Raw genomic sequence first — 25,209 nt, forward strand, 5'->3', positions numbered from 1 at the left:
CGTCTCCGGTCATCAACACCGCCTCCCGGCGTCCCGACCGCGCCTCAGCGCCGCCGGTGAGGGGCTATCTACGGAGACTCGCTGAGGGTCGCAAGCACCTTTTTGAAGAATTTGCGACGGCCCCGGCGTCAACCTGCCAACGTGCTGAAAAACAAGGCTCACGCCCGCGTGTGGTGGGGGCCGAGACGCCCGTTTCGGCCCTGGGATCGCCCGCCCGGGCCCCTGAACCGGCGACTCGCTGGCGCCATCGCCGACTCGTGCCCTAGACTCGGGGGCGGGAGAGAGGAGCAAGACGCGATGTTCACCGCCACCCTATCCTTCGGCCTCGGCGACGAGATCGAGGCGCTGCGCGAGACCGTCCACCGCTGGGCGCAGGAGCGGGTCCGCCCGCAGGCCGCCGAGATCGACCGGACCAACATCTTCCCGCCCGCGCTGTGGCGCGAGATGGGAGAGCTGGGGCTGCTGGGGATCACGGTGCCCGAGGAATACGGCGGCGCGGACATGGGCTACCTCGCCCACGTCGTCGCGGTGGAGGAGATCGCGCGCGCCAGCGCCTCGGTCAGCCTCAGCTACGGCGCGCACTCCAACCTCTGCGTGAACCAGATCCGCCTGAACGGGACGGAAGAACAGCGGGCAAGGTACCTACCCCGCCTGATCTCGGGCGAGCATGTGGGCGCGCTGGCGATGTCCGAGGCGGGCGCGGGATCCGACGTGGTGGGGATGAAGCTGCGGGCGGAGAAGACGAACGACCGCTACATCCTGAACGGCACGAAGTACTGGATCACCAACGGGCCCGACGCAGACACCCTTGTCGTCTACGCCAAGACCGACCCCGAGGCCGGCTCCAGGGGGATCACGGCCTTCCTGATCGAGAAGGAGATGACCGGCTTCAGCGCCTCGCCGCACTTCGACAAGCTGGGCATGCGCGGCTCGAACACGGCGGAGCTGGTGTTCGAGGACGTCGAGGTGCCGTTCGAGAACGTCCTCGGCGAGGAGGGCAAGGGCGTGCGCGTCCTGATGTCGGGGCTGGATTACGAGCGCGTGGTGCTCAGCGGGATCGGCCTCGGGATCATGGCGGCCTGCCTCGACGAGATCATGCCCTACATGGCCGAGCGAAAGCAGTTCGGCCAGCCGATCGGGAGCTTCCAGCTGATGCAGGGCAAGATCGCCGACATCTACACCAAGCTCGGCAGCGCGCGGGCCTACGTCTACGCCGTCGCCGCCGCCTGCGACCGGGGCGAGGTGACGCGCCAGGACGCGGCGGCCTGCGTTCTCTACGCGTCCGAAGAGGCGATGACCTGCGCGCACCAGGCGGTGCAGGCGATGGGCGGCGCCGGCTTCATGAACGTGACTCCGGTGAGCCGGCTGTTCCGGGACGCCAAGCTGATGGAGATCGGCGCCGGCACGTCCGAGATAAGGCGGATGCTGATCGGGCGCGAGATGATGGCGGCGATGACGTGAGGGCGGAGGACTGATGGGCGGACTGTTCGATCTCGAGGCCGAGGGCGGCATCCTGCACGGCCATTTCGCATGGCTGGTGACGGGATTCGAATGGCTGGCCGCGATCATAGACATCGCGGCGATCCTGCTGCTGCTCGTCGGCGCGATCCGCTTCATCGCCGGCGTGACGATGGCCGAGATCTCGCGGAAGGACGCCGCGCGGGTGCGCAAGACCAACGCCGAGAGGATCGAGCTGGGGCGCTACATCCTCGCCGGGCTGGAGCTGTTCATCGTCTCGGACGTGATCCACACCGCGCTGTCGCTGGCGATGGCGGACCTGATCTTCCTTCTGGTCCTCGTCATCATCCGGTCGATCACCTCGTTCTTCCTGGAGCGCGAACTGTCGACGCTCCGCCAGGAGCTGGGGGATTGAGGCGCGTGGCGGCGGTGGCGCTGACGCTGGCGCTCGCCGCTGTCGCGATCTGGACATGGCGGGCGCAGGAGGTGCCGGACGCGACCGCCCTCGTGGCGCTGGCGGCGGCGGACTGGGCGCGGGACGGCGGCGATCCGGCGGCGTGCGTGGGCGTGGCGGACGAGGCCAGCCCGGCGGGAATCGCCGTGCATTGCGGGACCGGCGACGGACGGCGCAGCTATCATTTCGACGCCGCAGGGGGGCTGGTGCCACTGGAGCCGGGCGCCTGAGGCCGACCCTGTGCGACGCCATCGGCTGCGAAGCGACGTGCGAGGGCCGCATGCGCAGCAGGAGACGGCAACGGCGGAAGTGATCCGAATGGAGACGAAGGCGTTGGCATTCACGGACACCGAAGGAGAGACGACATGACCGGCACCACCGGCGCGGGCCTCCGCGCGCTCTACGTCAACTGCACGCTCGAGAAGGACCCCGCGAAAAGCCACACCCGCCTGCTGCTGGGCGCATCGGCCGACATCCTGCGCAGGAACGGCGTGGAGGTAGAGCATCTGCACCTGCTCTCGCACCAGGTCGCGCCGGGCATCAACCCCGACATGACCGAACACGGCTGGGACCGCGACGACTGGCCCGCGCTGTGGAAGAAGGTGCTGGCCGCCGACATCCTCGTCGTCGGCACGCCGATCTGGCTGGGTGAGGAAAGCAGCGTCTGCCGGCTGCTGATCGACCGTCTCTACGCGATGTCGGGAGAGTTGAACCATCTCGGCCAGTCGGTGTTCTACGGCAAGGTCGCGGGCAGCGTCGTCACCGGCAACGAGGACGGGATCAAGCACGTGGCGATGAGCCTCGGCTTCGCGCTCAACCATCTCGGCTACACGATCCCGCCGCAGGCCGATTGCGGCTGGATCGGCGAGGCGGGGCCGGGACCGTCCTACGGCGACGACGACGGCAATGGCGGGCGCGTCGGCTTCGACAACGAATTCACCCAGCGCAACACGACGATCATGTCGTGGAACCTGATGCACCTCGCGAACCTGCTGCGCGGCGGCATTCCGAACGAGGGCAACGACCGCAACGCCTGGAAGGCGGGGGCGCGGTTCGACTTCGCGAACCCGGAATATCGCAGCTGATGCGCGTGCTAGCCGCCCTCCTTCTGCTGGCCGGGCCGGCGGCGGCGCAGGATTTCACGCTGCGCTGGCTGGACGGCTGCCTTGCCGAGGCGGACCGGCTGGCGGCGGGCGGGACGCCGGCGACGGACTGGGACGGGACGTGGAGCCCCGGCTACTGCACCCGGCGGGCGGGAGAGATCGTCTGCGCCTACGACGGCGACCCGGCGGTCTGCCGCGACCGTCTGTACGCGCAGGTCACGGGGCGGACCTTCGCCGCCGTCGCCGCCCTGCCCGCCGCGCCGGAGGGCGCCGGGGCCTACGCCACGGCCCGGGCCGACGCCCTCGGCTGGCGGCCGATCACCGATTGCGGCAATCCCGGTCCGCCGCTGACCGAGGAGGCCTGCGAGGCGCGGAACATGGGGCTCTGGGTGGACGCGGTGGCCGCCGCCCAGCGCCTCGCGGCGGAGCTGCCGTGAGGACGCTGATCCTCGCCCTCTGCCTTGCCGGCCCCGCCTGCGCCGATCCGGCGGTCGAGGCGTGGGTCGAGGCCTGCATCGCCGACGGCGCCCGCGCCTTCGGCGGCGGCCGCGGCGCCCTGCCGCCCGAGGAGCAAAGGCACTGGGATCCTCCCTGGTACTGCCGCACCCGTGCCCTAGAGCTGTGCCGCTTCGCCGCCGATCCCGCCGCCTGCACCGCCGGCCTGATCGACGGCTACGCCGCCCGCGTCGGCCTCGACCCCGCCGCGCCCGGACCGTCCGCCTGCGACGACCCGGCCCGCGTCTCGGCCTACGACCTGCTCCCGCCCGGCCTCTGCCGGCTCGACGATCTGCGCGCCCGCGCGCTCGCCGCCCGGGAGGCGCTGGACGGCGGGGACGGAAGCGGGGATGGTTCGGGGAGGGAGGACTGAATGAGGCCATTCGCGATCTTCGCGCCGCTGCTCGCGGCCGCGCCCCTGCCCGCGCTTGCGCAGGACGTTCACGACGCCTACGCCAGCGGTGTCGCTGCCTGCTTCGAAGAGGCCCCTTCGGTCGAAGCCGCCCGCGCCTGCGAGGGCGCGGCCGCCGCGGCCTGCATGGACGGGGCCGAGGATGGGCAGACCACCTTCGGCATGGTCCAGTGCCAGCTCGCCGAACGGGACGCGTGGGACGCGCTGCTGAACCGCGAGTACCAGGACGCCATCGAGACCTTCGCCGCCGACGACGCGGCGGAGGCGAGCGCCGACTTCGCCCGCCGGGAAGAGAGCCTGCGCGCCGCCCAGCGCGCCTGGATCGCGTGGCGCGACGCCGAGTGCGCCTTGATGCAGGCCCTGTGGGGCGGCGGCACGATGGGCCAGGTCGACGCGGCCGGCTGTCTGCTCCGCCTGACCGCCGAGCGGACGGTGGATCTGCGGGCGCTGCGGGAGTCGCAGCCATGAAGCTGACCTCCGCCTTCGTCCCCGGCAGCGACGCCGCCCGCGACAACCGCGCCGCCCATCTGAAGATGCTGGAGACGGTCCGCGAGGCCGCCGAGACCGCCGCGTCCGGCGGCGGCGCGTCGGCGCGCGAGCGGCACCTCTCCCGCGGCAAGATGCTGCCGCGCGACCGGGTGGCCGGGCTGCTCGACCCGGGCACGCCGTTCCTGGAGGTGGGCGCGACCGCCGCGCACGGCCTCTATGGCGGCGACAGCCCCTGCGCCGGCGTGATCGCGGGCGTCGGCCGGGTGATGGGCCGCGAGGTCATGGTGGTCTGCAACGACGCCACCGTGAAGGGCGGCACCTACTACCCGATGAGCGTGAAGAAGCACCTGCGCGCCCAGGAGATCGCCGAGGCGAACCGGCTTCCTTGCGTCTACCTCGTCGATTCCGGCGGCGCGAACCTGCCGAACCAGGACGAGGTGTTCCCCGACCGGGACCATTTCGGCCGCATCTTCTTCAATCAGGCGCAGATGAGCGCGAAGGGCATCCCGCAGATCGCCGTCGTCATGGGCTCCTGCACCGCCGGCGGCGCCTATGTGCCGGCGATGTCGGACGTGACGATCATCGTGAAGGAGCAGGGCACGATCTTTCTGGCCGGTCCGCCTTTGGTGAAGGCGGCGACGGGCGAGGTGGTGACGGCCGAGGACCTCGGCGGCGGCGACGTTCACACGCGCCTCAGCGGCGTCGCCGACATGCTGGCCGAGGACGATTCCCACGCGCTGGCGCTGGCGCGTCAGGCGGTCGACAGCCTCGGCGCAGTGGAGCGGGCGCCGCTGGCGCTGCAGCCGGTGGAGCCGCCCGCCTACGACCCGGACGAACTGCTGGACGTGGTGCCCGCGGACCTGCGTACCCCCTACGACATCCGCGAGGTGATCGCCCGGGTCGTCGACGGCTCGCACTTCGACGAGTTCAAGCCGCGCTTTGGCACGACTTTGGTGACCGGCTTCGCCCACATCTGGGGGATGCCGGTCGGGATCGTCGCGAACAACGGGGTGCTGTTCTCGGAGAGCGCGATCAAGGGCGCCCACTTCATCGAGCTGTGCGCGCAGCGGAGGATCCCGCTGGTGTTCCTGCAGAACATCACCGGCTTCATGGTGGGCCGCCGCTACGAGACCGAAGGGATCGCCCGCCACGGCGCCAAGATGGTGACCGCCGTCGCGACGGCGGCGGTGCCGAAGGTCACGGTGCTGGTGGGCGGCTCCTTCGGGGCCGGGAACTACGGCATGTGCGGACGGGCCTATTCGCCGCGGTTCCTGTGGACCTGGCCCAATTCGCGGATCTCCGTGATGGGCGGCGAGCAGGCGGCGGGCGTGCTGGCGACGGTCCGGCGCGAGGCGATCGAGCGCCGGGGCGGCGACTGGCTGCCGGAGGAGGAGGCCGAGTTCAAGCGCCCCACGATCGAGATGTTCGAGCGGCAGTCGCACCCCCTCTACGCCTCCGCCCGCCTCTGGGACGACGGCATCGTCGACCCCCGCAAGACCCGCGACGTCCTCGGCCTGTCGCTCTCCGCGACGCTGAACGCCACGATCCCGGAGACACGCTTCGGCGTGTTCAGGATGTGAGCGGGATGGCCCCCTCCCCCACCCGCCCCGGCCCCGAGCCGGGGCCTCGCTGCGATGGGGCGCTACCGAAGGACAGCGTCTGGCCGCGGCCGGACGCTTCGACGCTTCGGTGCAGGCGCTCTATCGACCGGCCCCGGACGACCTCGACCGCCTCCGGGCAGTGTGTGGCCGCCCCCCGGCCAGACGCGGCTGTTCCGGGCGAGGAGTGGCGCGGCGGGTCCCCGTCGCCCCGAGCCTTCCGTCCCGGGCTCGACCCGGGACCTCGCTCCGCCCGCGACCATACTCCCGGCCCCTCGAGGCCCCGGGTCGGCCTCGGGGCTGGGCCCCCCTGCCCGCCGGGAGGGCAGCGGTTGGCCGCGGTCAGCCGCTCCCGCCCTTTCGTCGGAGCGCTTTATCCCTCACCCCCGCCGAACGCCGAGGTCCCGCTCTATCGGTGGCGTAGCGGCTGGCCGGGCGGCGGCCATCCGCTGCCCGGGCGGCTGAAGCCGCTATTCCGGGCGGGGAGAGTTTCCGGCGCTCGACAAGCGCCACATCGGGCGCCGGTCGCAGTACGCCCGAGTAACGAGGACCCGCGCGCGGGGATCGCCCGATGATCCGCACCCTCCTCATCGCCAATCGCGGCGAGATCGCCTGCCGGGTCATCGCCACCGCCCGGCGGCTCGGCATCGCGACCGTCGCCGTGCATTCCGACGCCGACGCGCACGCCCGCCACGTCGCCATGGCCGACCGCGCCGTGCGCATCGGCCCGCCCCCCGCGGCGGAGAGCTACCTGGACGCGGACGCGATTCTCGCCGCCGCCCGCGCCACCGGCGCCGACGCGATCCACCCCGGCTACGGTTTCCTCTCGGAGAACCCGGACTTCGTCGCCAGGGTCGAGGCGGCGGGCCTGATCTTCGTCGGCCCCCCCGCCAGCGCCATCCGCGCGATGGGCCTGAAGGACGCCGCCAAGGCGCTGATGGAGGAGGCCGGCGTGCCGGTCGTCCCCGGCTACCACGGCGCGGACCAGGACCCCGGCCTGCTGTCGCAGGAGGCGGAGCGGATCGGCTACCCGGTCCTCATCAAGGCCCGCGCCGGCGGCGGCGGCAAGGGGATGCGGCTGGTCGAACGGCCGCAGGACTTCGCCGCCGCGCTGGAGGGTGCGCAGCGCGAGGGGCGGGCGTCATTCGGCGACCCGGCGGTGCTGGTGGAGAAGTTCGTCACTTCGCCGAGGCACGTCGAGATCCAGGTCTTCGCCGACGGCCACGGCAACGTGGTGCACCTGTTCGAGCGCGACTGCTCGCTGCAGCGCCGGCACCAGAAGGTGATCGAGGAGGCCCCGGCGTCGAGGATGCCCGAGGAAGTGCGTGCCGCGATGGGCGCGGCGGCGACGCAGGCGGCGAAGGCCATCGGGTATGTCGGCGCCGGCACGGTGGAGTTCATCGCCGACGGCTCCCGCGGGCTCCGGCCGGACGGCTTCTGGTTCATGGAGATGAATACACGCCTGCAGGTGGAGCACCCGGTGACCGAGGCGATCACCGGCCTCGACCTCGTCGAGTGGCAGCTGCGCGTGGCCTCCGGCGAGCCGCTGCCGCTCGGCCAGGACGATCTGCGGATCGACGGCCACGCCTTCGAGGCGCGCATCTACGCCGAGGACGTGCCGAAGGGCTTCCTCCCCGCCACCGGCACGCTGGAGCGGCTGGCCTTCCCAGAGGCAACGGAGTTCGCCCGCGGCCCCGTCCGCGTCGATTCCGGCGTCCGCGAGGGCGACGCGATCTCTCCGTGGTACGACCCGATGATCGCCAAGCTGATCGTCCACGGCCCCACCCGCGCCGCCGCGCTCGGCAGGCTGTCCCGGGCGCTGGCGCAGACGCGGATCGGCGGGACCGTGACCAACCTCGCCTTCCTCGGCGCGCTGGCCCGGCACGAGGGCTTCGCCGCGGGCGAGGTGGATACCGGCCTGATCGGCCGCGACCTGGAGGCGCTGACCGAGGCCCCTGCCCCCGGCCCCGCCGCCCGGGCGCTGGCCGCCCTCGCCGCGCTGGACCTGCTGGACGCACCCGACGCGGCGGACCCCTGGTCGGCGCTCGCCGGCTTCCGCCTCTGGACGCCCGCGACGCAGACCGCCCGACTGACGCTGGCCGGCGAGACTGCGGACATCGCGGTCGAAGTGACCGCCCCGGGCCGGGCCACCGTCGAGGGTGCCGACACGGGCTACGCCCCTCACCCCGATGGCGGCTGGACCGTCGTGCAAGAGGGCGAGACGCACCGCCTGCACGCTGCGAGGGCCGGCGGCCGCGTCACCGTCTGGGACGGCGCCGGTGCGCACGTCTTCGACGTGGTCGATCCGCTCCGCGCCGCCGCGGACGAGGCGGGCGGGGATACGTTGGTCGCGCCGATGCCGGGGCTGGTGAAGAAGCTCTCCGCCGCCGCGGGCGACACCGTCACCGCCGGCCAGCCGCTCATCGTGCTGGAGGCGATGAAGATGGAGCACACGCTGACCGCCCCGCGGGACGGCAGGGTGGCCGAGGTGCACGCGGCCGAGGGTCGGCAGGTCGCGGACGGCGCGGTCCTCCTGTCGCTGGAGCCGGAGGATGGCTGACCCGGTCACCCTCTACGAGGTCGGTCCCCGGGACGGGCTGCAGAACGAGAAGGCGCAGATCGCGACGGCGGACAAGGTGCGGCTGGTCGACCTCCTGAGCGCCGCCTGCTTTCGCAAGATCGAGGTGACGAGCTTCGTCAGCCCCAGATGGGTGCCGCAGATGGCCGACGCGGCGGAGGTGATGGCCGGCATCCACCGCGCAAACGGCGTGACCTACGCCGTCCTGACGCCGAACCTGCGCGGTTTTGAGTCGGCGCTGGCCGCAGGCGCGGACGAGGTGGCGATCTTCGCCTCGGCCTCCGAGGGCTTCTCGATGGCCAACCTCAACTGCACCATCGCCGAGAGCCTCGAGCGGTTCGCCCCCGTCGCCGCCGCGGCGAAGGACGCCGGCGTCCCCCTCCGCGGCTACGTCTCCTGCGTCACCGACTGCCCGTTCGACGGCCCCACCCCGCCCGCCTCGGTCGCCCGCGTCACGGCGGCGCTGCGCGATCTCGGCGCCTGCGAGGTCTCGCTCGGCGACACGATCGGCGCGGGCACCCCGGAAACGGTGGGCGCGATGCTGAACGCGGTGATGCAGGAGCTGCCGCCCGGCCACCTCGCCGGGCATTTCCACGACACGGGCGGGCGGGCGCTGGAGAACATCGAGGTCTGCCTCGCCGCCGGCCTGCGCACGTTCGACTCCGCCGTCGGCGGCCTCGGCGGTTGCCCCTACGCGCCGGGCGCCGAGGGGAACGTCGCGACGGAGGCGGTGGCGGACCTGATGGACCGCCTCGGCCACCCGACCGGCATAGACCGCGCGCGCCTGTCCGAGGCGGCGGACTTCGCCCGCACCCTGAGGAGCCCGCGATGACCGACACGTTGACCACTGAGATCGACGGCCAAGGCGTCGCGACGGTCACCCTGAACCTGCCGGACAGCCGCAACGCCCTTTCGGGCGCGATGATCGGCGAGTTGACCGAGGCGGCGGAGCATCTGGGCGCCGACCCGTCCATCCGCGCCGTCGTGCTGCGTGGCGCCGGCAAGGTCTTCTGCGCCGGCGGCGACCTCACCTGGATGAAGGCGCAGATCGCCGCCACCCGGGCAGAACGGATCGCCGAGGCGACGCGGCTCGCGGACATGTTCGGCCGCCTGAACGAGATGCCCAAGCCGCTGATCGTGCGCATCCACGGCGGCGCCTTCGGCGGCGGCGTCGGGCTGGCCTGCGTCGCCGACGTGGCGGTGGCGGCGGAAGGCACGACGTTCGGCCTGACCGAGACGAAGCTGGGCCTGATCCCGGCGACGATCTCGCCTTACGTGATCGCGCGGATGGGCGAGGGGCGGGCGCGGCAGGTCTTCATGTCCTCGCGCACCTTCGACGCGGACGAGGCGGTGCGCCTCGGCATCGTCGCACGCGTCGTGCCGGAGCCGGAGTTGGACGACGCCGTGCGGGCGGAGGTGGAGCCGTTCCTGCACGTCGCCCCCGGCGCCGTCGCCGCCTCGAAGCGGCTCGCCCGAGAGCTGGGGCCGCGGATCGACGCACAGGTCGTCGCCGCGACGATCCTGCGCCTTGCCGACACCTGGGAGGGCGATGAGGCCGCGCACGGGATCGACGCCTTCCTGTCCCGGACGAAGCCCCGCTGGGCCTGATCGGCGCGGGTCAGCCGCGCAGCACCAGGACCAGCACCACCAGCACGGCGAGCCCCAGCACGATCCACACCCAGGCCGGCGTCTCTCCGTACCCGCCTGAATATCCGTGATCGTCGCTCCAGCTGCGGTTGCTGCTCCACGCGCGGTCCCGCTCGGTCCGGTCGCGGCTGCGTCGGCCGAGGAAGCCTGCGCCGGAGCCGAAGCTGCCGCCGCCCGAGGACCGGCCCCGGAACGAGCTTCCGCGCGAGGACGAGGCCCGAGAGACCGACTTCCCGAAGCCGCCGCGCAAGCCCGACGACGATTTGCGGCTGCCCTTCATGGCTCACCCTCCCGGTTCCCGCGCGAACGATAGCACGGACGTGCCCGCCGCCGAAGGTGCGAGAGCCCCGCCTTGCCTTCCCGCGCCCCCGCCCCTAGCATCCCGGGACGTGCGGACGGGAGAATCCGGCTCATGCCGGTGCCGAAGGAGCAATCGCCCCGGAAACTCTCAGGCCGAAGGACCGGCCGCGCGACAGACTCTGGAGAGAGGCCCGCAAGACGGGTCCGCCGAAGGGATAGCGATCTCAGGCGAAAGGACAGAGGGGCACCGAGGGTCCGCCGATGCGCGGGCCGGTGGAGCCATGGACGGGGGACTTGCATGACCGACCTCAAGCGGACGCCGCTCTTCTCGCTGCACGAGGAGCGGGGCGCACGCATAGTGCCCTTCTCCGGCTGGGAGATGCCGGTCCAGTACGCCCCCGGCGTGATGAAGGAGCACCAGCACACCCGCGCCGCCGCCGGCCTGTTCGACGTCAGCCACATGGGCCAGGTGATCCTGCGCGGGGACGGCGCAGCCGAGGCGCTGGAGGCGCTGGTGCCGGTGGACGTGGTCGGGCTGGCAGAGGGGCGGCAGCGCTATGCGCTGTTCACGAACGACGACGGCGGCATCCTCGACGACCTGATGGTGGCGAACCGCGGCGACCACCTGCTGCTGGTCGTCAACGCCGCCCGGGCGGAGCACGACATCGCCCACCTGCGCGCCGGCCTGCCGGACGCGGTGGAGGTCGAGCCGGTGGAGGACCGCGCCTTGATCGCCCTGCAGGGGCCGGCGGCGGAGCTGGCGCTGTCGGGCCTGCTGCCCGGCGTGACCGCAATGCGCTTCATGGACGTGGCCACGCTGCCCTGGGTCGGCGCGTCGCTCTGGGTCTCGCGGTCGGGCTATACCGGCGAGGACGGGTTCGAGATCTCCGTGCCCGCCGCGCGCGCCGAGAGCTTCGCCAAGGCGCTGCTGGCCGACCCCTCGGTGCAGCCCATCGGCCTCGGCGCCCGCGATTCGCTGCGGCTGGAGGCGGGGCTCTGCCTCTACGGCCACGACATCGACGAGACGACGACGCCGGTCGAGGCCGGCCTCGGCTGGGCGATCCAGAAGGTCCGTCGCACCGGCGGCGACCGCGCCGGCGGCTTCCCCGGCGCCGACACGATCCTCGCCCAGCTGGCCGACGGTGCCCCCCGCGCCCGCGTCGGCCTGCGCCCCGACGGGCGACAGCCGATGCGCGAGGGGACGGAGCTCTTCGCCGCCGACACCGGCGGAGAGGCCGTCGGCCGCGTCACCTCCGGCGGCTTCGGCCCCACGATCGAGGCGCCCGTCGCGATGGGCTACGTCCCCGCCGATCACGCCACCCCCGGCACCCGCCTCTGGGGCGAGGTCCGCGGCAGGCGTCAGCCCGCGACCGTCGCCCCCCTCCCCTTCGTCCCCGCCACCTTCAAGCGCTGAGATAGCCCCATGCTGAAATACACCGAAGACCACGAATGGCTGCGCCTCGACGGCGACACCGTCACCGTCGGCATCACCGAACACGCCGCGACCCAGCTCGGCGACCTCGTCTTCGTCGAACTGCCCGAGGTCGGACGCACGGTCAGCAAGGGCGAGGAATGCGCCGTGATCGAGAGCGTGAAGGCGGCGAGCGACATCGTCGCCCCTCTCGACGGCGAGATCACCGAGGTGAACGACGCCATCGTCGACGATCCGGCCAAGGTGAACGCCGACCCGGCCGGCGAGGGCTGGTTCTTCAGGATGAAGATCGCCGACGCCTCCGCCCTCGACGGCTTCATGGACGAGGACGCCTACAAGGCCCACGCCGGCTGATCGCCCCACGATTTCCGCGCGGAAATCGTGCACGGAAACCGCGCGGTTTCCGTTTCCCATCGGAGACCCTCGATGACCTTCGAACCCACGGACTACCTGCCCTACGACTTCGCCAACCGCCGCCACATCGGCCCCTCGCCCGAGGAGATGGCCGAGATGCTGAAGGTCGTCGGCGCCGACAGCCTGGACGCCCTGATCGAGGACACGGTGCCGAAGGCGATCCGCGCCGAGACCGCGCTCGACTTCGGCAAGCCGATGTCCGAGCGCGAGCTCCTGCATCACATGCGCGAGGTGGCGAAGAAGAACAAAGTCCTGCGCTCGCTGATCGGGATGGGCTACCACGGCACGGTCACGCCGCCGGCGATCCAGCGCAACATCCTGGAAAACCCCGCCTGGTACACCGCCTACACGCCTTACCAGCCCGAGATCAGCCAGGGCCGGCTCGAGGGCCTGCTGAACTTCCAGACGATGGTGTCCGACCTGACCGGCCTGCCGGTCGCCAACGCCTCGCTGCTGGACGAGGCGACGGCCTGCGCCGAGGCGATGACGATGGCGCAGCGCGTGGCGAAGTCCAAGGCGCGGGCGTTCTTCGTCGACCGCGACTGCCACCCGCAGAACATCGCAGTGGTGAAGACCCGCGCCGCACCGCTGGGGATCGAGGTGATCGTCGGCAACCCGGCGAAGCTGGAGGCGGATCAGGTCTTCGGCGCCCTCTTCCAGTATCCCGGCACCTACGGCCACGTCACCGACTTCACCGACGCCATCTCCGCCCTGCACGCCGCCGGTGCGGTCGCCGTCGTCTCGGCCGACCCGCTCGCCCTGACGCTGCTCAAGGAGCCGGGCGCGATGGGCGCCGACATCGCCGTGGGCAGCACCCAGCGCTTCGGAGTGCCGATGGGCTACGGCGGGCCGCACGCCGCCTACATGGCCTGCAAGGACGAGATGAAGCGCGGCATGCCCGGCCGCCTCGTCGGCGTCTCCGTCGACGCCCGCGGCAACCGCGCCTACCGCCTCGCCCTGCAGACGCGCGAGCAGCATATCCGGCGCGAGAAGGCGACCTCGAACGTCTGCACCGCGCAGGCGCTGCTGGCGGTCATGGCGTCGATGTACGCCGTCTTCCACGGGCCGAAGGGCCTCAAGGCCATCGCCCAGCGCATCCACCGCAAGACCGTGCGGCTTGCCGAGGGGCTGGAGGCGGCGGGGTTCAAGGTCGATCCGAAGCACTTCTTTGACACGGTGACGGTGGACGTCGGGCCATTGCAGGCGGCGGTGCTCAAGAGCGCCCGCGACGAGGGGATCAACCTGCGCCCCGTCGGCGAGAGCCGCGTGGGCATCACGCTGGACGAGACGACGCGCCCGGCGACGATCGAGGGCGTCTGGCGCGCCTTCGGCCACTTCAAGCCGGACGACGACTTCACCCCGCGCTACCGCCTGCCGGACGACATGATCCGGCAGACGGACTACCTCACGCACCCGATCTTCCACATGAACCGAGCCGAGACCGAGATGATGCGCTACATGCGCCGCCTCGCCGACCGCGACCTCGCGCTCGACCGGGCGATGATCCCGCTCGGCTCCTGCACGATGAAGCTGAACTCCGCAGCCGAAATGATGCCCGTCACCTGGCCCGAGTTCGGCGACCTGCACCCCTACTGCCCCGCCGACCAGGCGCAGGGCTACGCCGAGCTGATCGAGGACCTGTCGGCCAAGCTCTGCACGATCACCGGCTACGACGCCTTGTCGATGCAGCCGAACTCCGGCGCGCAGGGCGAGTATGCGGGCCTCCTGACCATCGCGGAATACCAGCGCGCGAACGGCGAGGGGCACCGCGACGTCTGCCTGATCCCGGTGAACGCCCACGGCACCAACCCCGCCTCGGCGCAGATGGTCGGCTGGAAGGTCGTCCCCGTGAAGTGCGACGAGAAGGGCTCCATCGACCTCGCCGACTTCGAGGCGAAGGCGACGCAGCACGCGGCCAACCTCGCGGCGGTGATGATCACCTATCCGAGCACGCACGGCGTGTTCGAGGAGACGGTCCGGGACGTTTGCCGCATCGCCCACGAGAACGGCGGGCAGGTCTACATCGACGGCGCCAACATGAACGCGATGGTCGGACTGAGCCGGCCCGGCGACCTCGGCGGCGACGTCAGCCACCTGAACCTGCACAAGACGTTCTGCATCCCGCATGGCGGCGGCGGTCCCGGCATGGGGCCGATCGGCGTCAAGGCGCACCTCGCGCCGCACCTGCCGCGGAACCCCATCGCGGCGGAGGGCGCCGGCCCGGTCTCGGCCGCACCCTTCGGCTCGCCCTCGATCCTGCCGATCTCCTGGGCCTACACGCTGATGATGGGCGGCGAGGGGCTGACGCAGGCGACGCGGGTCGCGATCCTGAACGCGAACTACATCGCCGACCGGCTGAAGGACGCCTTCCCCGTCCTCTACCGCGGCCGCACCGGCCGGGTCGCGCACGAATGCATCCTCGACGTCCGCCCGTTCGAGAAGTCGGCCGGCGTGACGGTGGAGGACATCGCCAAGCGCCTGATCGACGCCGGCTTCCACGCGCCGACGATGAGCTGGCCGGTGGCGGGGACGCTGATGGTGGAGCCGACGGAGAGCGAGACGAAGGCCGAGCTCGACCGCTTCTGCGACGCCATGCTGGCGATCCGCGAGGAGATCCGCGCGATCGAGGACGGCACGCTGGACGCCGCGAACAACCCGCTGAAGAACGCGCCCCACACGGTCGAGGACCTCGTGGGCGAGTGGGACCGGCCCTACAGCCGCGAGGCCGGCTGCTTCCCGCCCGGCGCGTTCCGTGTGGACAAGTACTGGCCGCCGGTGAACCGTGTCGACAACGCCTACGGCGACCGGCACTTCATCTGCACCTGCCCGCCGATGGAAGAGTACGCGGAGGCCGCGGAATGAGCGCGTTCGACGAGGACCTGTTCCTGAAGGGGCTGGAGCAGCGCAAGGCGACGCTCGGCCCCGACTACGTGCAGCGCAGCATGGACGGCGCCGATGCCTTCACCCGGCCGTGGCAGGAGGCGATGACCGCCTGGTGCTGGGGCTTCGGCTGGGGCGACGAGGCGCTGCCGCCGAAGACGCGGAGCCTGATGAACCTGTCGATGCTGGCGGCGCTCGGCCGGATGACGGAGTGGGAGCTGCACCTGCGCGGCGCCCTCCGCAACGGCGTGACGGCCGAGGAGGTGCGCGCGGCGATCCATGCGGTCGGCATCTACTGCGGCGTGCCGATGGCGCTGGAGTGCTTCCGCGTGGCGCGGAGGGTGCTGGAAGAGGAAGGGCTGCTGCCGCTGGACGAGGGGTGAGCCCGGATCGGAGGGCAAACCCGCCCCGGCCCTGAGCCGGGGCCTCTCGCCGCAGAGCGCCGGGCTTGCCGCGCGAGGTCCCGGCTCAGGGCCGGGACGGGATCTTTTGCAAAGCAACCTCGCCCTCCCGTCCACCCCGCCCCGGCCCTGAGCCGGGGCCTCTCGCCGCCCGAGGAACCTCCCGTGCCCCACGAGCATCCTTCGGGCCCGGCGTAGGCGCACCGCCCCCCGCCCTTCCCCTCTCTCCGCGCAGGGCTTAGCAACGTCCGCGAGGGAGGACCGCCCATGCCGCGTGACGAGCAACTGCCCCGCAACGAGGACGGCATCGCCGCCGTGCTCGGCCTCCTGCGCCAGCGCCTCGGCGACCGGTTCCAGACCGGCGAGGCGGTGCGGCAGCAGCACGGCCACACCACCACGTGGCTTCCGACGCAGGCGCCCGACGGCGTCGCCTTCCCCCGCTCCACCGACGAGGTGTCGCAGATCGTCGCCACCTGCGCCGAGCACCGCGTGCCGGTCGTCGCCTTCGGCACCGGCACCTCGCTGGAGGGGCACGTGAACGCCCCCGCCGGCGGCATCTGCATCGACTTCCGCGAGATGAAGCGAATCGTCGCCGTCCACCCCGAGGACCTCGACGTCGTCATCCAGCCCGGCGTGACGCGGACCGAGCTGAACACGCACCTGCGCGACATGGGCCTGTTCTTTCCCATCGACCCCGGCGCCGACGCCTCCCTCGGCGGCATGGCCGCGACGCGGGCCTCGGGCACCAACGCCGTGCGCTACGGGACGATGAAGGACAACGTCATCGCGCTGGAGGCGGTGATGGCCGACGGCACGGTCATCCGCACCGCCAGCCGCGCCAGGAAGACCTCGGCCGGATACGACCTGACGCGCCTGCTCGTCGGCTCGGAAGGCACCCTCGGCCTCATCACCGAGCTGACGCTCCGCCTGCACGGCATCCCCGAGGCGATGTCGTCCGCCACCTGCTCGTTCCCCACCGTCGACGCCGCCTGCGAGGCGGTGATCGCGACGATCCAGATGGGCGTGCCGGTGGCGCGGATCGAGCTGCTGGACCAGATGGCCGTGCGCGCCTGCAACGCCTATTCGCACCTCGACCTCCCCGAGACGCCGCTCCTGCTGCTGGAGTTCCACGGCAGCGCGGCGGGCGTCGCCGAGCAGGCCGAGACGTTCGGAGAGGTCGCCGCCGACGCCGGCGGCACCGGGTTCGCCTGGACCGCCTCGCCGGAGGAGCGGACGCGTCTGTGGCAGGCGCGGCACGACTTCTACTGGGCCGGCCTCGCGCTGCGCCCCGGCGCGAAGGGCCTGTCGACCGACGTCTGTGTGCCGATCTCGCGCCTGGCGGAGTGCGTCGGCGCGGCGCAGGACAAAGCGCGCGAGATGGACCTGCTCAGCTGCATCGTCGGGCATGTCGGCGACGGGAACTTCCACGTCATGCTGCTGGTCGATCCGGACGTCGCCGCCGACGTGCGCAAGGCGGACGACTACACCGCCTGGCTGGCGGAGCTCGCGATCTCTATGGACGGCACCTGCACCGGCGAGCACGGAATCGGCCAGGGCAAGCGCAAGTACCTGCGCAAGGAGCGGGGCGCGGCGGTGGACGTCATGGGGGCGGTCAAGGCGGCGCTGGACCCCGACGGCATCCTGAATCCGGGGAAGATCCTGCCGCAGACACCAGAGACCCCGCCCCGGCCCTGAGCCGGGGCCCCGATCGGCAAAGGGCACATCGCTCCCGCGAGGCCCCGGGTCAGGCCCGGGGCGGCTTTGCGTCTGACCTGACCGTCGCGTTGCGGTCCGCGAGGTGACCTCGCGCCCCCGCTCCCACCCTCGCAACTATCCGCCGTTCCCCACCGCACGCCCCTCGCCGTCCCTCGCCGTCCCCCGCCGGCCGCCCTAGGCTCCGCGCCATGAGACACGTCACCGACTTCCCCCGCCCGATCGAGGTCCACGAGGACATCCGGATCGAGATGCCCGACGGCACCCGCCTGTCCGCCCGCCTGTGGCTGCCGCAGGATGCCGGGGCCGACCCGGTCCCGCTGATCCTGGAGCATCTGCCCTACCGCAAGCGCGACGGGACCATCGCCCGGGACGAGCTGACGCATCCCTACCTCGCCGGCCACGGCTATGCGTGCCTGCGCGTCGACATGCGCGGCAATGGCGACAGCGAGGGGCTGATGGCCGACGAGTACACGCCGCAGGAGCTGCAGGACGCGTGCGACGTAATCGCATGGGCGCGGGCGCAGCCCTGGTGCAGCGGCACGGCGGGGATGATGGGCATCTCGTGGGGCGGCTTCAACTCGCTGCAGGTGGCGGCGCTGCGGCCCGAGGGGCTGAAGGCCGTCATCTCGATCTGCTCGACCGCCGACCGGTTCGCCGACGACATCCACTACAAGGGCGGCTGCCAGCTGGGCGAGAACCTCGGCTGGGCGTCGCAGATGCTGGCCTATTCCTCGCGCCCGCCGGACCCCGAGATCGTCGGCGACGGCTGGCGCGAGACGTGGCTGCACCGGCTGGAGAACCAGCCCTTCCTTCTGGAGGAGTGGCTGTCGCACCAGCGCCGGGACGCCTACTGGCGGCACGGATCGGTCTGCGAGGACTGGTCGGCGATCGAGGCGGCCGTGCTGACGGTCGGCGGCTGGCACGACGGCTACCGCAACACGCCGGCGAACCTTGTGTCGAACCTGAAGGCGCCGGTGAAGGGCATCGTCGGGCCCTGGATCCACAAGTACCCGCATTTCGCCGGACCCGAGCCGGCGATCGGCTTCCTGCAGGAGGCGCTGCGCTGGTGGGACCGCTGGCTCAAGGGGATCGAGACCGGGGTCGAGGACGACCCGGCGATGCGCCTGTGGCTGATGGACGGGATCCAGCCCCGCGCCTGGCTGGACGAGCGCCCCGGTCGCTGGATCGCCGAGGCGGAATGGCCGTCGCCGCGGATCCCGGCCGAGGTGTTCCACCTGACGCAGGAGGGCCTGACGACGCATGACGGCCCGCTCGACCGGCGCGTCTCGTCGCCGGCGGATTGCGGGCAGGCGACGGGGGAGTACTTTCCCTTCGCCTACGGCCCCGAGCTGCCGCTGGACCAGCGGCCGGACGACGCGCTGTCGGTCTGCTTCGACGGACCCCTCGCGCCCGAGCCGACGGACATCGTCGGCGCGCCCGTCGTCCGGCTGCGCCTCGCCGCCGACGCGCCGCAGGCGCAGGTGGCGGTGCGGCTGACCGGCGTGTTCCCGGACGGGACGTCGGCGCTGATCTCCTACGGTTTCCTGAACCTGGCGCACCGGGACGGCCCGGCAGAGCCGGTGCCGCTGGTCCCTGACGAGGAGGTCGAGGTGACCGTGACGCTCGACCAGTGCGCCTACCGCCTGCCGGCCGGGCACCGGCTGCGCGTCGCGATCTCCACCGCCTACTGGCCGTTCCTCTGGCCCTCGCCCGAGCCGGTGGAGCTGTCGCTGCGCGCCGGGCGGCTGGAGCTGCCGGTGCGGCCCCTGTCGAACGGTCCGGAATGGCACTTCGAGCCGCCCGAGGCGGCGCCGGCCTGGGATGCGGAGGAGGAGACGCCCGGCAGATGCACCCGCCGCCGCGAGGTGGATCTGGCGACCGGAGAATCGGTCATGACCGTCACCAACGATACCGGCCACCTGCGCGACCGCGCCCACTGCCTCGCCACGCGCGGGCGGTCGGAGGAGCGCTGGACCATCCGCCCCTCCGCGCCCACCTCGGCGCGGGCCGAGATGCGCTGGACAGAGGAGATGGACCGCGGAGACTGGCGGGTCCGCACGGAATGCGAGACGGCGCTGCGGGCGGACGAGACGCACTGGCACCTGACGGCGACGCTGAAGGCCTTCGAGGGCGACGAGGAGGTGTTCGCGAAGGCGTGGGACCGGAGGATCGCCCGCGACAACATGTGAAGCGGGCCGGGCGGCGGCGGGCAGCCGCCCGCCTCATGCCCATCGGGGCCCCGGCTCAAGGCCGGGGCGACCTTGCTTGAGGATTGGCCGGTGCAAGAACGGCTGCGGGCGCTCATGCCGGCAGCCCCCCGAAACCCCGCCCCGGGCCTGACCCGGGGCCTCGCGCCCCCGCAACCCTGCGACCCGAAAAGCAAACGGCGGCCCCGAAGGGCCGCCGCGTCCGTCGTCAGCGCCTGACGATCAGGACTCGAACCACCAGCGCTCGGTGGCCTTGTTGCCATCGTTGGCCCAGTTCGCGGCGACTTCCTCGCCATGCGCGAGACCCTCGCCCAGGCCCATGATGTAGTTCGCGAACATCGGCACGATGGCCCCGCCGTCCTCGTGGATGAGCTGCTGGGTCTCGAAGTACATCTCGGCGCGCTTCGCCTCGTCCAGCTCGGACCGCGCCGCGACCACCAGCTCGTTGAACCGGTCCGCCGCCTCGGTGTTGCGCCAGGCGGTGTCGTTCCACTCGGTGTCGTCGGTGTAGGCCGAGGTGTACATCCAGTCCTGCGTCGGGCGGCCGGACCAGTAGCAGGCGCACCAGCCCTTCTTGTTCCAGACGTTGGACCAGTAGCCGTCGGCCGGCTCGCGCACGACCTCGATCTCGATGCCCGCGGCGGCGGCCGAGGCCTGGATCAGCTGCGCCGCGTCGACCGCGCCGGCGAAGGCGGCGTCCGAGGTGGACAGCTGGATCGGCCCGGAATGGCCCGACTTCTCATAGTAGGACCGCGCCTCGTCGGGATCGTAGGTGCGCTGGTTCAGGCCTTCGGCATGGAACGGCACCGCGGGGCTGATCGGGTGGTCGTTGCCGACCGCGCCGTGGCCCAGCAGCACCTTCTCGACCAACTCGTCCCGGTTGATCGCCAGCTTCAGCGCCATCCGCAGGTCGAAGTTGTCGAACGGCGGCGTGTCGAGACGCATCGGGAAGGTGTAGTGCAGGTAGCCCGTCTTCTCGAGGATCTCGATCGCGGGGTTCCGCGCGACCAGCGCGACGGTCTTGGGATCCAGACGCTCGGCTGCGTTGACCTCGCCCGACATCAGCGCGTTCTGGCGCGCGGTGACGTCGATGATGGACAGCAGCTCGATCCCGTCGAAGTGGGCGGCGCCTTCCTTGAAGTAGTTCGGGTTCTTCGACGAGATCAGGCGCACGCCCGGCTCGTAATTCTCGATGATGTAGCCGCCGGTGCCGATGCCGGCGGTCGGGTCGATCTCGCCGTTTTCGGACGGCAGGATCAGCAGGTGGTAGTCGGACACCACGTAGGGGAAGTCCGCGTTCGGCCCGTCGAGGGTGAAGACGACGGTGTCCTCGCCTTCCTTGGTGATGTCGACGACCGGGTTCAGGATGCCCTTCGCCGCCGAGGTCGAGTTCTCGCCCCGGTGATAGTTGATCGAGGCGATCACGTCCTCGGGCGTCAGCGACTTGCCGTTGTGGAACTCCACCCCCGGGCGCAGCTTGAACGCCCAGACGGCGCCGGACTCGCGCGGCTCGAAGCTCTCGGCGAGCTCGGCGCGCAGGATGCCGTCGGGGCCGACCTCGGTCAGTGCGTTGCCGTAGGAAAAGCCGGTCATGACCGAGAAGTCGTTCTCGTAGGTCGCCGGATCGAGGCTGTCGGTGGTGGAGCCGGCGGCCATGCCGTACTTCAGCGTGCCTCCCGACTGCGGCGTCTGCGCCTCGACGCGGGTCGCCAGACCCATCGCAGCCGGGATCGTGACGCCGGCGGCGATGATCGAGGTCATGAAGCTGCGCCGGTCGATGTGACCCCGCGCATACTTCGCGGTTTGTCTGTCGATATAGAGAGCTTTCCGATCTCGCATCGGTGTCGCCCCTCCCCTGTTTTGGATTTGTAGTTGACTGGCGAGTCAATCTTGAACGTCTATAGGGCAGGATTGCAAGCCGATGCTTCGAAAACGTGACGGTCCGCGAGATCGAACGCCCGTCACGTTTGCAGCCCCGGCCGGTCTGTCCTAGCCTGCCGGCGCGCCCGGGAGGGGCGCACCAAGAACGAAGAGCTGCCAAAGGCGGCCAGAATAACGGGGAACGTTTCGCCATGCATCCGGTCCTGAAGACCGTGCTTCAACGACTCGCGCTCGGCCTGATGACGCTGTTCCTGGTGTCGGTTGTGATCTTCTCGGCGATCGAGATGCTGCCGGGCGATTTCACCCAGGCCGTCCTCGGCCAGGCCGCGACGGAAGAGACGGTGACCGCCTTCCGCCGCGAGCTGGGCCTCGATCAGCCCGCCATCGTCCGCTACGTCGACTGGATCGGCGGCGTGGTGACGGGCGATTTCGGCACCTCCTTCTCGGGACGGGCCGCCTCGGGCGTCGACCGCTCGCGCGAGGTGATCGCGCTGATCGCGCCGCGGCTGGAGAACACGCTGTTCCTCGCCTCGATGACGGCGATCGTCGCGGTGCCGCTGGCGCTGTTCCTGGGGATCACCGCGGCGCTGTGGCGCAACACGGCCTACGACAAGGGCGTCAGCGCCTCGACCCTGGCGACGATCTCGATGCCCGAGTTCTTCGTCGCCTACATCCTGATCCTCGTCTTCGCCTCGCTGTGGCCGGTCTTTCCCAGCCTCGCGAACGTCCGCCCCGACATGCCGTTCTGGGAGCGGGTCTACCGCTGCATCCTGCCCGCCACGACGCTGATGCTGGTAATCGTGGCGCACATGATGCGGATGACGCGGGCGGCGATCATCAACCTCCTCGCCCAGCCCTACATCGAGATGGCCCGGCTCAAGGGCCTGCCGGCGCGGACCGTGATCCTCAAGCACGCGCTGCCGAACGCCTGGGCGCCCATCGTCAACGTCATCGCCTTCAACCTCGCCTACCTCGTCGTCGGCGTCGTCGTGGTCGAGGTGGTGTTCGTCTATCCCGGCATCGGCCAGCTGATGGTCGACGCGGTGACGAACCGCGACATCCCCGTCGTGCAGGCCTGCGCGCTGATCTTCGCGGCCACGTACATCCTGCTGAACCTGATGGCCGACATCATCTCCATCGTCACCAACCCGAGGCTGCTGCACCCGCGATGACCGATACAACGGCCAAGACCCCGGACGAGTTCGCGCCGACCGACGCGGCCGAAGAGGACTACTCCGCCGCCTCGGAAGTGTCGCAGGTCAAGCTGCGCCGCACCCGGCGAGAGCGGGCGTGGCTGTCGCTGAGAAAGGCGCCGATCTCGGCCTGGATCGGCATGGTCCTCATCGCGATCTACGCCATCGTCGCGATCTTCGCGCCGCTGCTGGCGCCCTACGGCGAGGCCGAGGTCTTCGCCCAGCCCTACGCGCCCTGGTCGGCCGAGCACGTGTTCGGCACCGACCAGATCGGGCGGGACATCTTCTCGCGCCTGATCTACGGCGCCCGCAACACGATCGGCATCGCGCTGGCGACCACGCTGCTGGCCTTCGCCATCGGCGGCGGGCTCGCGCTGACGGCGGCGGTCCTGCGCGGCTGGACCGACCAGATCCTGTCGCGCCTCGTCGACGTGCTGATGGCGATCCCGTCGCTGATCTTCGCGCTGATGCTGCTGTCGATCTTCGGCTCCTCGGTGCCGTCGCTGATCTGCATCATCGCCGTCCTCGACAGCACCCGCGTCTTCCGCCTGACCCGCGCGGTCGCGATGAACGTCGTGGTGATGGAGTTCGTGGAGGCCGCGCGCCTGCGGGGCGAGGGCCTCGCCTGGATCATGCGGCGCGAGATCCTGCCCAACATCATGCCGCCCCTCGTGGCCGAGTTCGGCCTGCGGTTCTGCTTCGTGTTCCTGACCGTCGCGGCCCTGTCGTTCCTCGGCCTCGGGATCCAGCCGCCGACCGCGGACTGGGGCTCCATGGTGCGGGACAACGCCTCGCTGATCCAGTTCGCGCAGTACGACCTCAAGGCGGCGCTGACCCCGCTCCTGCCGGCGGCGGCGATCGCGATCCTGACGATCGCGGTGAACTTCGTCGTGGACTGGTTCCTGCACAAGACCAGCGGCCTGAAGGACGAGCATTGATGGCGAACGACGACCTTCTCCTCAGGATGCGCGGCGTCGAGATCGACGGCTGGTCCGACGAGCGCTGGCACGACATCATCAAGGGCGTCGACCTGTCGCTGAAGCACGGCGAGGTCCTCGGCCTGATCGGCGAGTCCGGCGCCGGCAAGTCGACGCTCGGCCTCGCCGCGATGGGCTACGCGCGGCCCGGCACCCGCATCAAGGGCGGCGAGATCGTGTTCGACGGCCAGGACCTGCGCAAGCTGTCCGAGCGGCAGAAGCAGCGCCTCCGCGGCAGCCGCATCGCCTATGTCGCGCAGTCCGCCGCCGCCGCCTTCAACCCCGCGCACACCCTCCTCGACCAGACGACCGAGGTCGCGGTCCGCCGCGGCCAGCTCGGCCGCAAGGAGGCCGAGGCCTACGCCCGCGAGCTGTACGCCGCGATGGACCTGCCGAACCCCGACCGGATCGGCGACCGCTTTCCGCACCAGGTGTCGGGCGGCCAGCTGCAGCGCGCGATGACGGCGATGGCCATGGCGTCCAAGCCCGACCTCATCATCTTCGACGAGCCGACGACCGCGCTCGACGTCACGACGCAGGTCAACGTCCTCGCCGCGATGCGCAAGGCGATCGAGCAGTTCGGCACCGCCGCGATCTACATCACCCACGACCTCGCGGTCGTCGCGCAGATGGCCGACCGCATCAAGGTGCTGCGCTACGGCGAGGAGGTCGAGGAGGCGGACACGCACACGATGCTGACCGCGCCGAAGGAGACCTACACCAGGTCGCTCTGGGCCGTCCGCTCGCTGGAAAAGCCGGGCGAGACCTCGGACGACAAGATCCTGCAGATCCGGAACGTCACCGCCGCCTACGGCAAGGTCCCGGTGCTGAAGAACGTCTCGATCGCCGTGCCGCGGGGCAAGACCGTAGCGCTGGTCGGCGAATCCGGGTCCGGCAAGTCGACGACGGCGCGGGTCGTCACCGGCCTCCTGCCGCCCAGCCGGGGCGAGGTGCTGTTCGACGGCGAGCCGCTGCCGCCCACCCTCGCCGGGCGCAGCCGCGAACAGCTGCGCCGCATCCAGATGATCTACCAGATGGCCGACACCGCCATGAACCCGCGCCAGACCGTGGGCGAGATCATCGGCCGGCCCGTCGCCTTCTATCACGGCGCGAGCCGCAGCGAGGTGCGCGCCCGGGTCGCCGAACTCCTGGACCTGATCGAGCTGGACGAGAGCTTCTCGGACCGCTTCCCCGGCGAATTGTCGGGGGGCCAGAAGCAGCGCATCTGCATCGCCCGCGCGCTGGCCCCGAACCCCGACCTCATCATCTGCGACGAGGTGACGTCCGCCCTCGACCAGATCGTGCAGGAGGGGATCCTCAAGCTGCTGCTGCGGCTGCAGAAGGAGCTCGGGGTCAGCTACATCTTCATCACCCACGACATCGCCACCGTGCAGGCGATCGCCGACGAGGTGGTGGTGATGTACCAGGGCAGCGTGGTCGAGCAGGGGCGCAAGGAAGAGATCTTCTCGCCGCCGCATCCCGACTATACCGAACTTCTCCTGTCCTCGGTCCCGAAGATGGAGCCGGGCTGGCTGAGCCAGGCCATCGCCGAGCGGCGCCAGCTGACGCCCTGA

22 protein-coding genes and 1 riboswitch are annotated in these 25,209 nt (G+C 71.2%); of the genes, 20 read left to right on the plus strand and 2 right to left on the minus strand.

From position 1 onward, the window contains the following. Positions 1-297 precede the first annotated feature (297 nt). The 11 genes from A37W_RS0104825 (at position 298) to A37W_RS0104875 (ending at position 10,195) form a co-directional block, all read left to right on the plus strand. Positions 298-1,461, plus strand: a complete 1,164-nt coding sequence (locus A37W_RS0104825; RefSeq protein WP_018301894.1) for an acyl-CoA dehydrogenase family protein — start codon at positions 298-300, stop codon at positions 1,459-1,461. 13 nt (positions 1,462-1,474) lie between these two features. Beyond that, on the plus strand, positions 1,475-1,873 hold the full coding sequence (locus A37W_RS0104830; RefSeq protein ID WP_018301895.1) for a DUF1622 domain-containing protein: 399 nt from the start codon (positions 1,475-1,477) through the stop codon (positions 1,871-1,873). Further along, positions 1,870-2,142, plus strand: a complete 273-nt coding sequence (locus tag A37W_RS0104835) for a hypothetical protein (RefSeq protein WP_156169095.1) — start codon at positions 1,870-1,872, stop codon at positions 2,140-2,142. The genes A37W_RS0104830 and A37W_RS0104835 overlap by 4 nt, the downstream gene beginning before the upstream one ends. A gap of 135 nt (positions 2,143-2,277) precedes the next feature. Then, positions 2,278-2,997 carry a flavodoxin family protein gene (locus A37W_RS0104840; RefSeq protein ID WP_018301897.1) on the plus strand — a complete coding sequence of 240 codons (720 nt, stop codon included), beginning with the start codon at positions 2,278-2,280 and terminating at the stop codon, positions 2,995-2,997. Continuing rightward, positions 2,997-3,452: a hypothetical protein gene (locus A37W_RS0104845; protein WP_018301898.1), complete on the plus strand. Its 456-nt coding sequence runs from the start codon at positions 2,997-2,999 to the stop codon at positions 3,450-3,452. The genes A37W_RS0104840 and A37W_RS0104845 overlap by 1 nt, the downstream gene beginning before the upstream one ends. Beyond that, complete coding sequence (locus tag A37W_RS0104850; RefSeq protein WP_018301899.1) at positions 3,449-3,883, plus strand: hypothetical protein; 435 nt, start codon at positions 3,449-3,451, stop codon at positions 3,881-3,883. Before A37W_RS0104845 ends, A37W_RS0104850 begins: the two co-directional genes overlap by 4 nt. After that, positions 3,884-4,390, plus strand: coding sequence for a lysozyme inhibitor LprI family protein (locus tag A37W_RS0104855; RefSeq protein WP_018301900.1), 507 nt, complete (start codon positions 3,884-3,886; stop codon positions 4,388-4,390). Continuing rightward, the gene (locus A37W_RS0104860) at positions 4,387-5,991 is read left to right on the plus strand and encodes a carboxyl transferase domain-containing protein (RefSeq protein ID WP_018301901.1); all 1,605 of its coding nucleotides are present in this window, start codon (positions 4,387-4,389) and stop codon (positions 5,989-5,991) included. The genes A37W_RS0104855 and A37W_RS0104860 overlap by 4 nt, the downstream gene beginning before the upstream one ends. A gap of 589 nt (positions 5,992-6,580) precedes the next feature. Then, complete coding sequence (locus tag A37W_RS0104865; protein WP_018301902.1) at positions 6,581-8,569, plus strand: acetyl/propionyl/methylcrotonyl-CoA carboxylase subunit alpha; 1,989 nt, start codon at positions 6,581-6,583, stop codon at positions 8,567-8,569. Beyond that, entirely contained in the window at positions 8,562-9,419 is an 858-nt protein-coding gene (locus A37W_RS0104870; protein WP_018301903.1) for a hydroxymethylglutaryl-CoA lyase, read from the plus strand. Before A37W_RS0104865 ends, A37W_RS0104870 begins: the two co-directional genes overlap by 8 nt. Then, positions 9,416-10,195, plus strand: a complete 780-nt coding sequence (locus tag A37W_RS0104875; RefSeq protein WP_018301904.1) for a crotonase/enoyl-CoA hydratase family protein — start codon at positions 9,416-9,418, stop codon at positions 10,193-10,195. Before A37W_RS0104870 ends, A37W_RS0104875 begins: the two co-directional genes overlap by 4 nt. 10 nt (positions 10,196-10,205) lie before the next feature. On the opposite strand, the gene A37W_RS0104880 is transcribed toward A37W_RS0104875, so the two are convergent. Beyond that, a complete protein-coding gene (locus A37W_RS0104880; RefSeq protein WP_018301905.1) occupies positions 10,206-10,514 on the minus strand; it encodes a hypothetical protein in 309 nt (102 codons plus the stop codon). Between the two features lie 106 nt (positions 10,515-10,620). Further along, positions 10,621-10,708: riboswitch (glycine riboswitch) on the plus strand. A gap of 124 nt (positions 10,709-10,832) precedes the next feature. On the opposite strand from A37W_RS0104880, the gene gcvT reads away from it, so the two are divergent. From gcvT to A37W_RS0104910, 6 genes are all read left to right on the plus strand, one after another. Next, a complete protein-coding gene (gene gcvT / locus A37W_RS0104885; RefSeq protein ID WP_018301906.1) occupies positions 10,833-11,948 on the plus strand; it encodes a glycine cleavage system aminomethyltransferase GcvT in 1,116 nt (371 codons plus the stop codon). A gap of 12 nt (positions 11,949-11,960) precedes the next feature. Beyond that, positions 11,961-12,320, plus strand: a complete 360-nt coding sequence (gene gcvH, locus A37W_RS0104890; protein WP_026198302.1) for a glycine cleavage system protein GcvH — start codon at positions 11,961-11,963, stop codon at positions 12,318-12,320. 72 nt (positions 12,321-12,392) lie between these two features. After that, positions 12,393-15,242 (plus strand): aminomethyl-transferring glycine dehydrogenase, encoded by a 2,850-nt coding sequence (gene gcvP / locus A37W_RS0104895; RefSeq protein ID WP_018301908.1) that lies wholly within the window; start codon positions 12,393-12,395, stop codon positions 15,240-15,242. Next, a complete protein-coding gene (locus tag A37W_RS0104900) occupies positions 15,239-15,643 on the plus strand; it encodes a carboxymuconolactone decarboxylase family protein (RefSeq protein ID WP_018301909.1) in 405 nt (134 codons plus the stop codon). The genes gcvP and A37W_RS0104900 overlap by 4 nt, the downstream gene beginning before the upstream one ends. A 285-nt stretch (positions 15,644-15,928) precedes the next feature. Then, positions 15,929-17,356, plus strand: a complete 1,428-nt coding sequence (locus A37W_RS0104905) for an FAD-binding oxidoreductase (RefSeq protein WP_018301910.1) — start codon at positions 15,929-15,931, stop codon at positions 17,354-17,356. A 209-nt stretch (positions 17,357-17,565) separates the two neighbouring features. Next, positions 17,566-19,566, plus strand: a complete 2,001-nt coding sequence (locus A37W_RS0104910) for a CocE/NonD family hydrolase (RefSeq protein ID WP_018301911.1) — start codon at positions 17,566-17,568, stop codon at positions 19,564-19,566. Between the two features lie 240 nt (positions 19,567-19,806). On the opposite strand, the gene A37W_RS0104915 is transcribed toward A37W_RS0104910, so the two are convergent. Beyond that, positions 19,807-21,345: an ABC transporter substrate-binding protein gene (locus tag A37W_RS0104915; RefSeq protein ID WP_018301912.1), complete on the minus strand. Its 1,539-nt coding sequence runs from the start codon at positions 21,343-21,345 to the stop codon at positions 19,807-19,809. A gap of 311 nt (positions 21,346-21,656) precedes the next feature. On the opposite strand from A37W_RS0104915, the gene A37W_RS0104920 reads away from it, so the two are divergent. The 3 genes from A37W_RS0104920 to A37W_RS0104930 are packed head-to-tail and all read left to right on the plus strand — an operon-like array spanning position 21,657 to position 25,209. Continuing rightward, positions 21,657-22,637 carry an ABC transporter permease gene (locus A37W_RS0104920; protein ID WP_018301913.1) on the plus strand — a complete coding sequence of 327 codons (981 nt, stop codon included), beginning with the start codon at positions 21,657-21,659 and terminating at the stop codon, positions 22,635-22,637. Then, positions 22,634-23,596, plus strand: coding sequence for an ABC transporter permease (locus A37W_RS0104925; RefSeq protein WP_018301914.1), 963 nt, complete (start codon positions 22,634-22,636; stop codon positions 23,594-23,596). The genes A37W_RS0104920 and A37W_RS0104925 overlap by 4 nt, the downstream gene beginning before the upstream one ends. Next, positions 23,596-25,209 (plus strand): ABC transporter ATP-binding protein, encoded by a 1,614-nt coding sequence (locus A37W_RS0104930; protein ID WP_018301915.1) that lies wholly within the window; start codon positions 23,596-23,598, stop codon positions 25,207-25,209. Before A37W_RS0104925 ends, A37W_RS0104930 begins: the two co-directional genes overlap by 1 nt.

This window comes from Wenxinia marina DSM 24838 (assembly GCF_000379485.1).
In the GTDB taxonomy this organism is placed as follows: domain Bacteria; phylum Pseudomonadota; class Alphaproteobacteria; order Rhodobacterales; family Rhodobacteraceae; genus Wenxinia; species Wenxinia marina.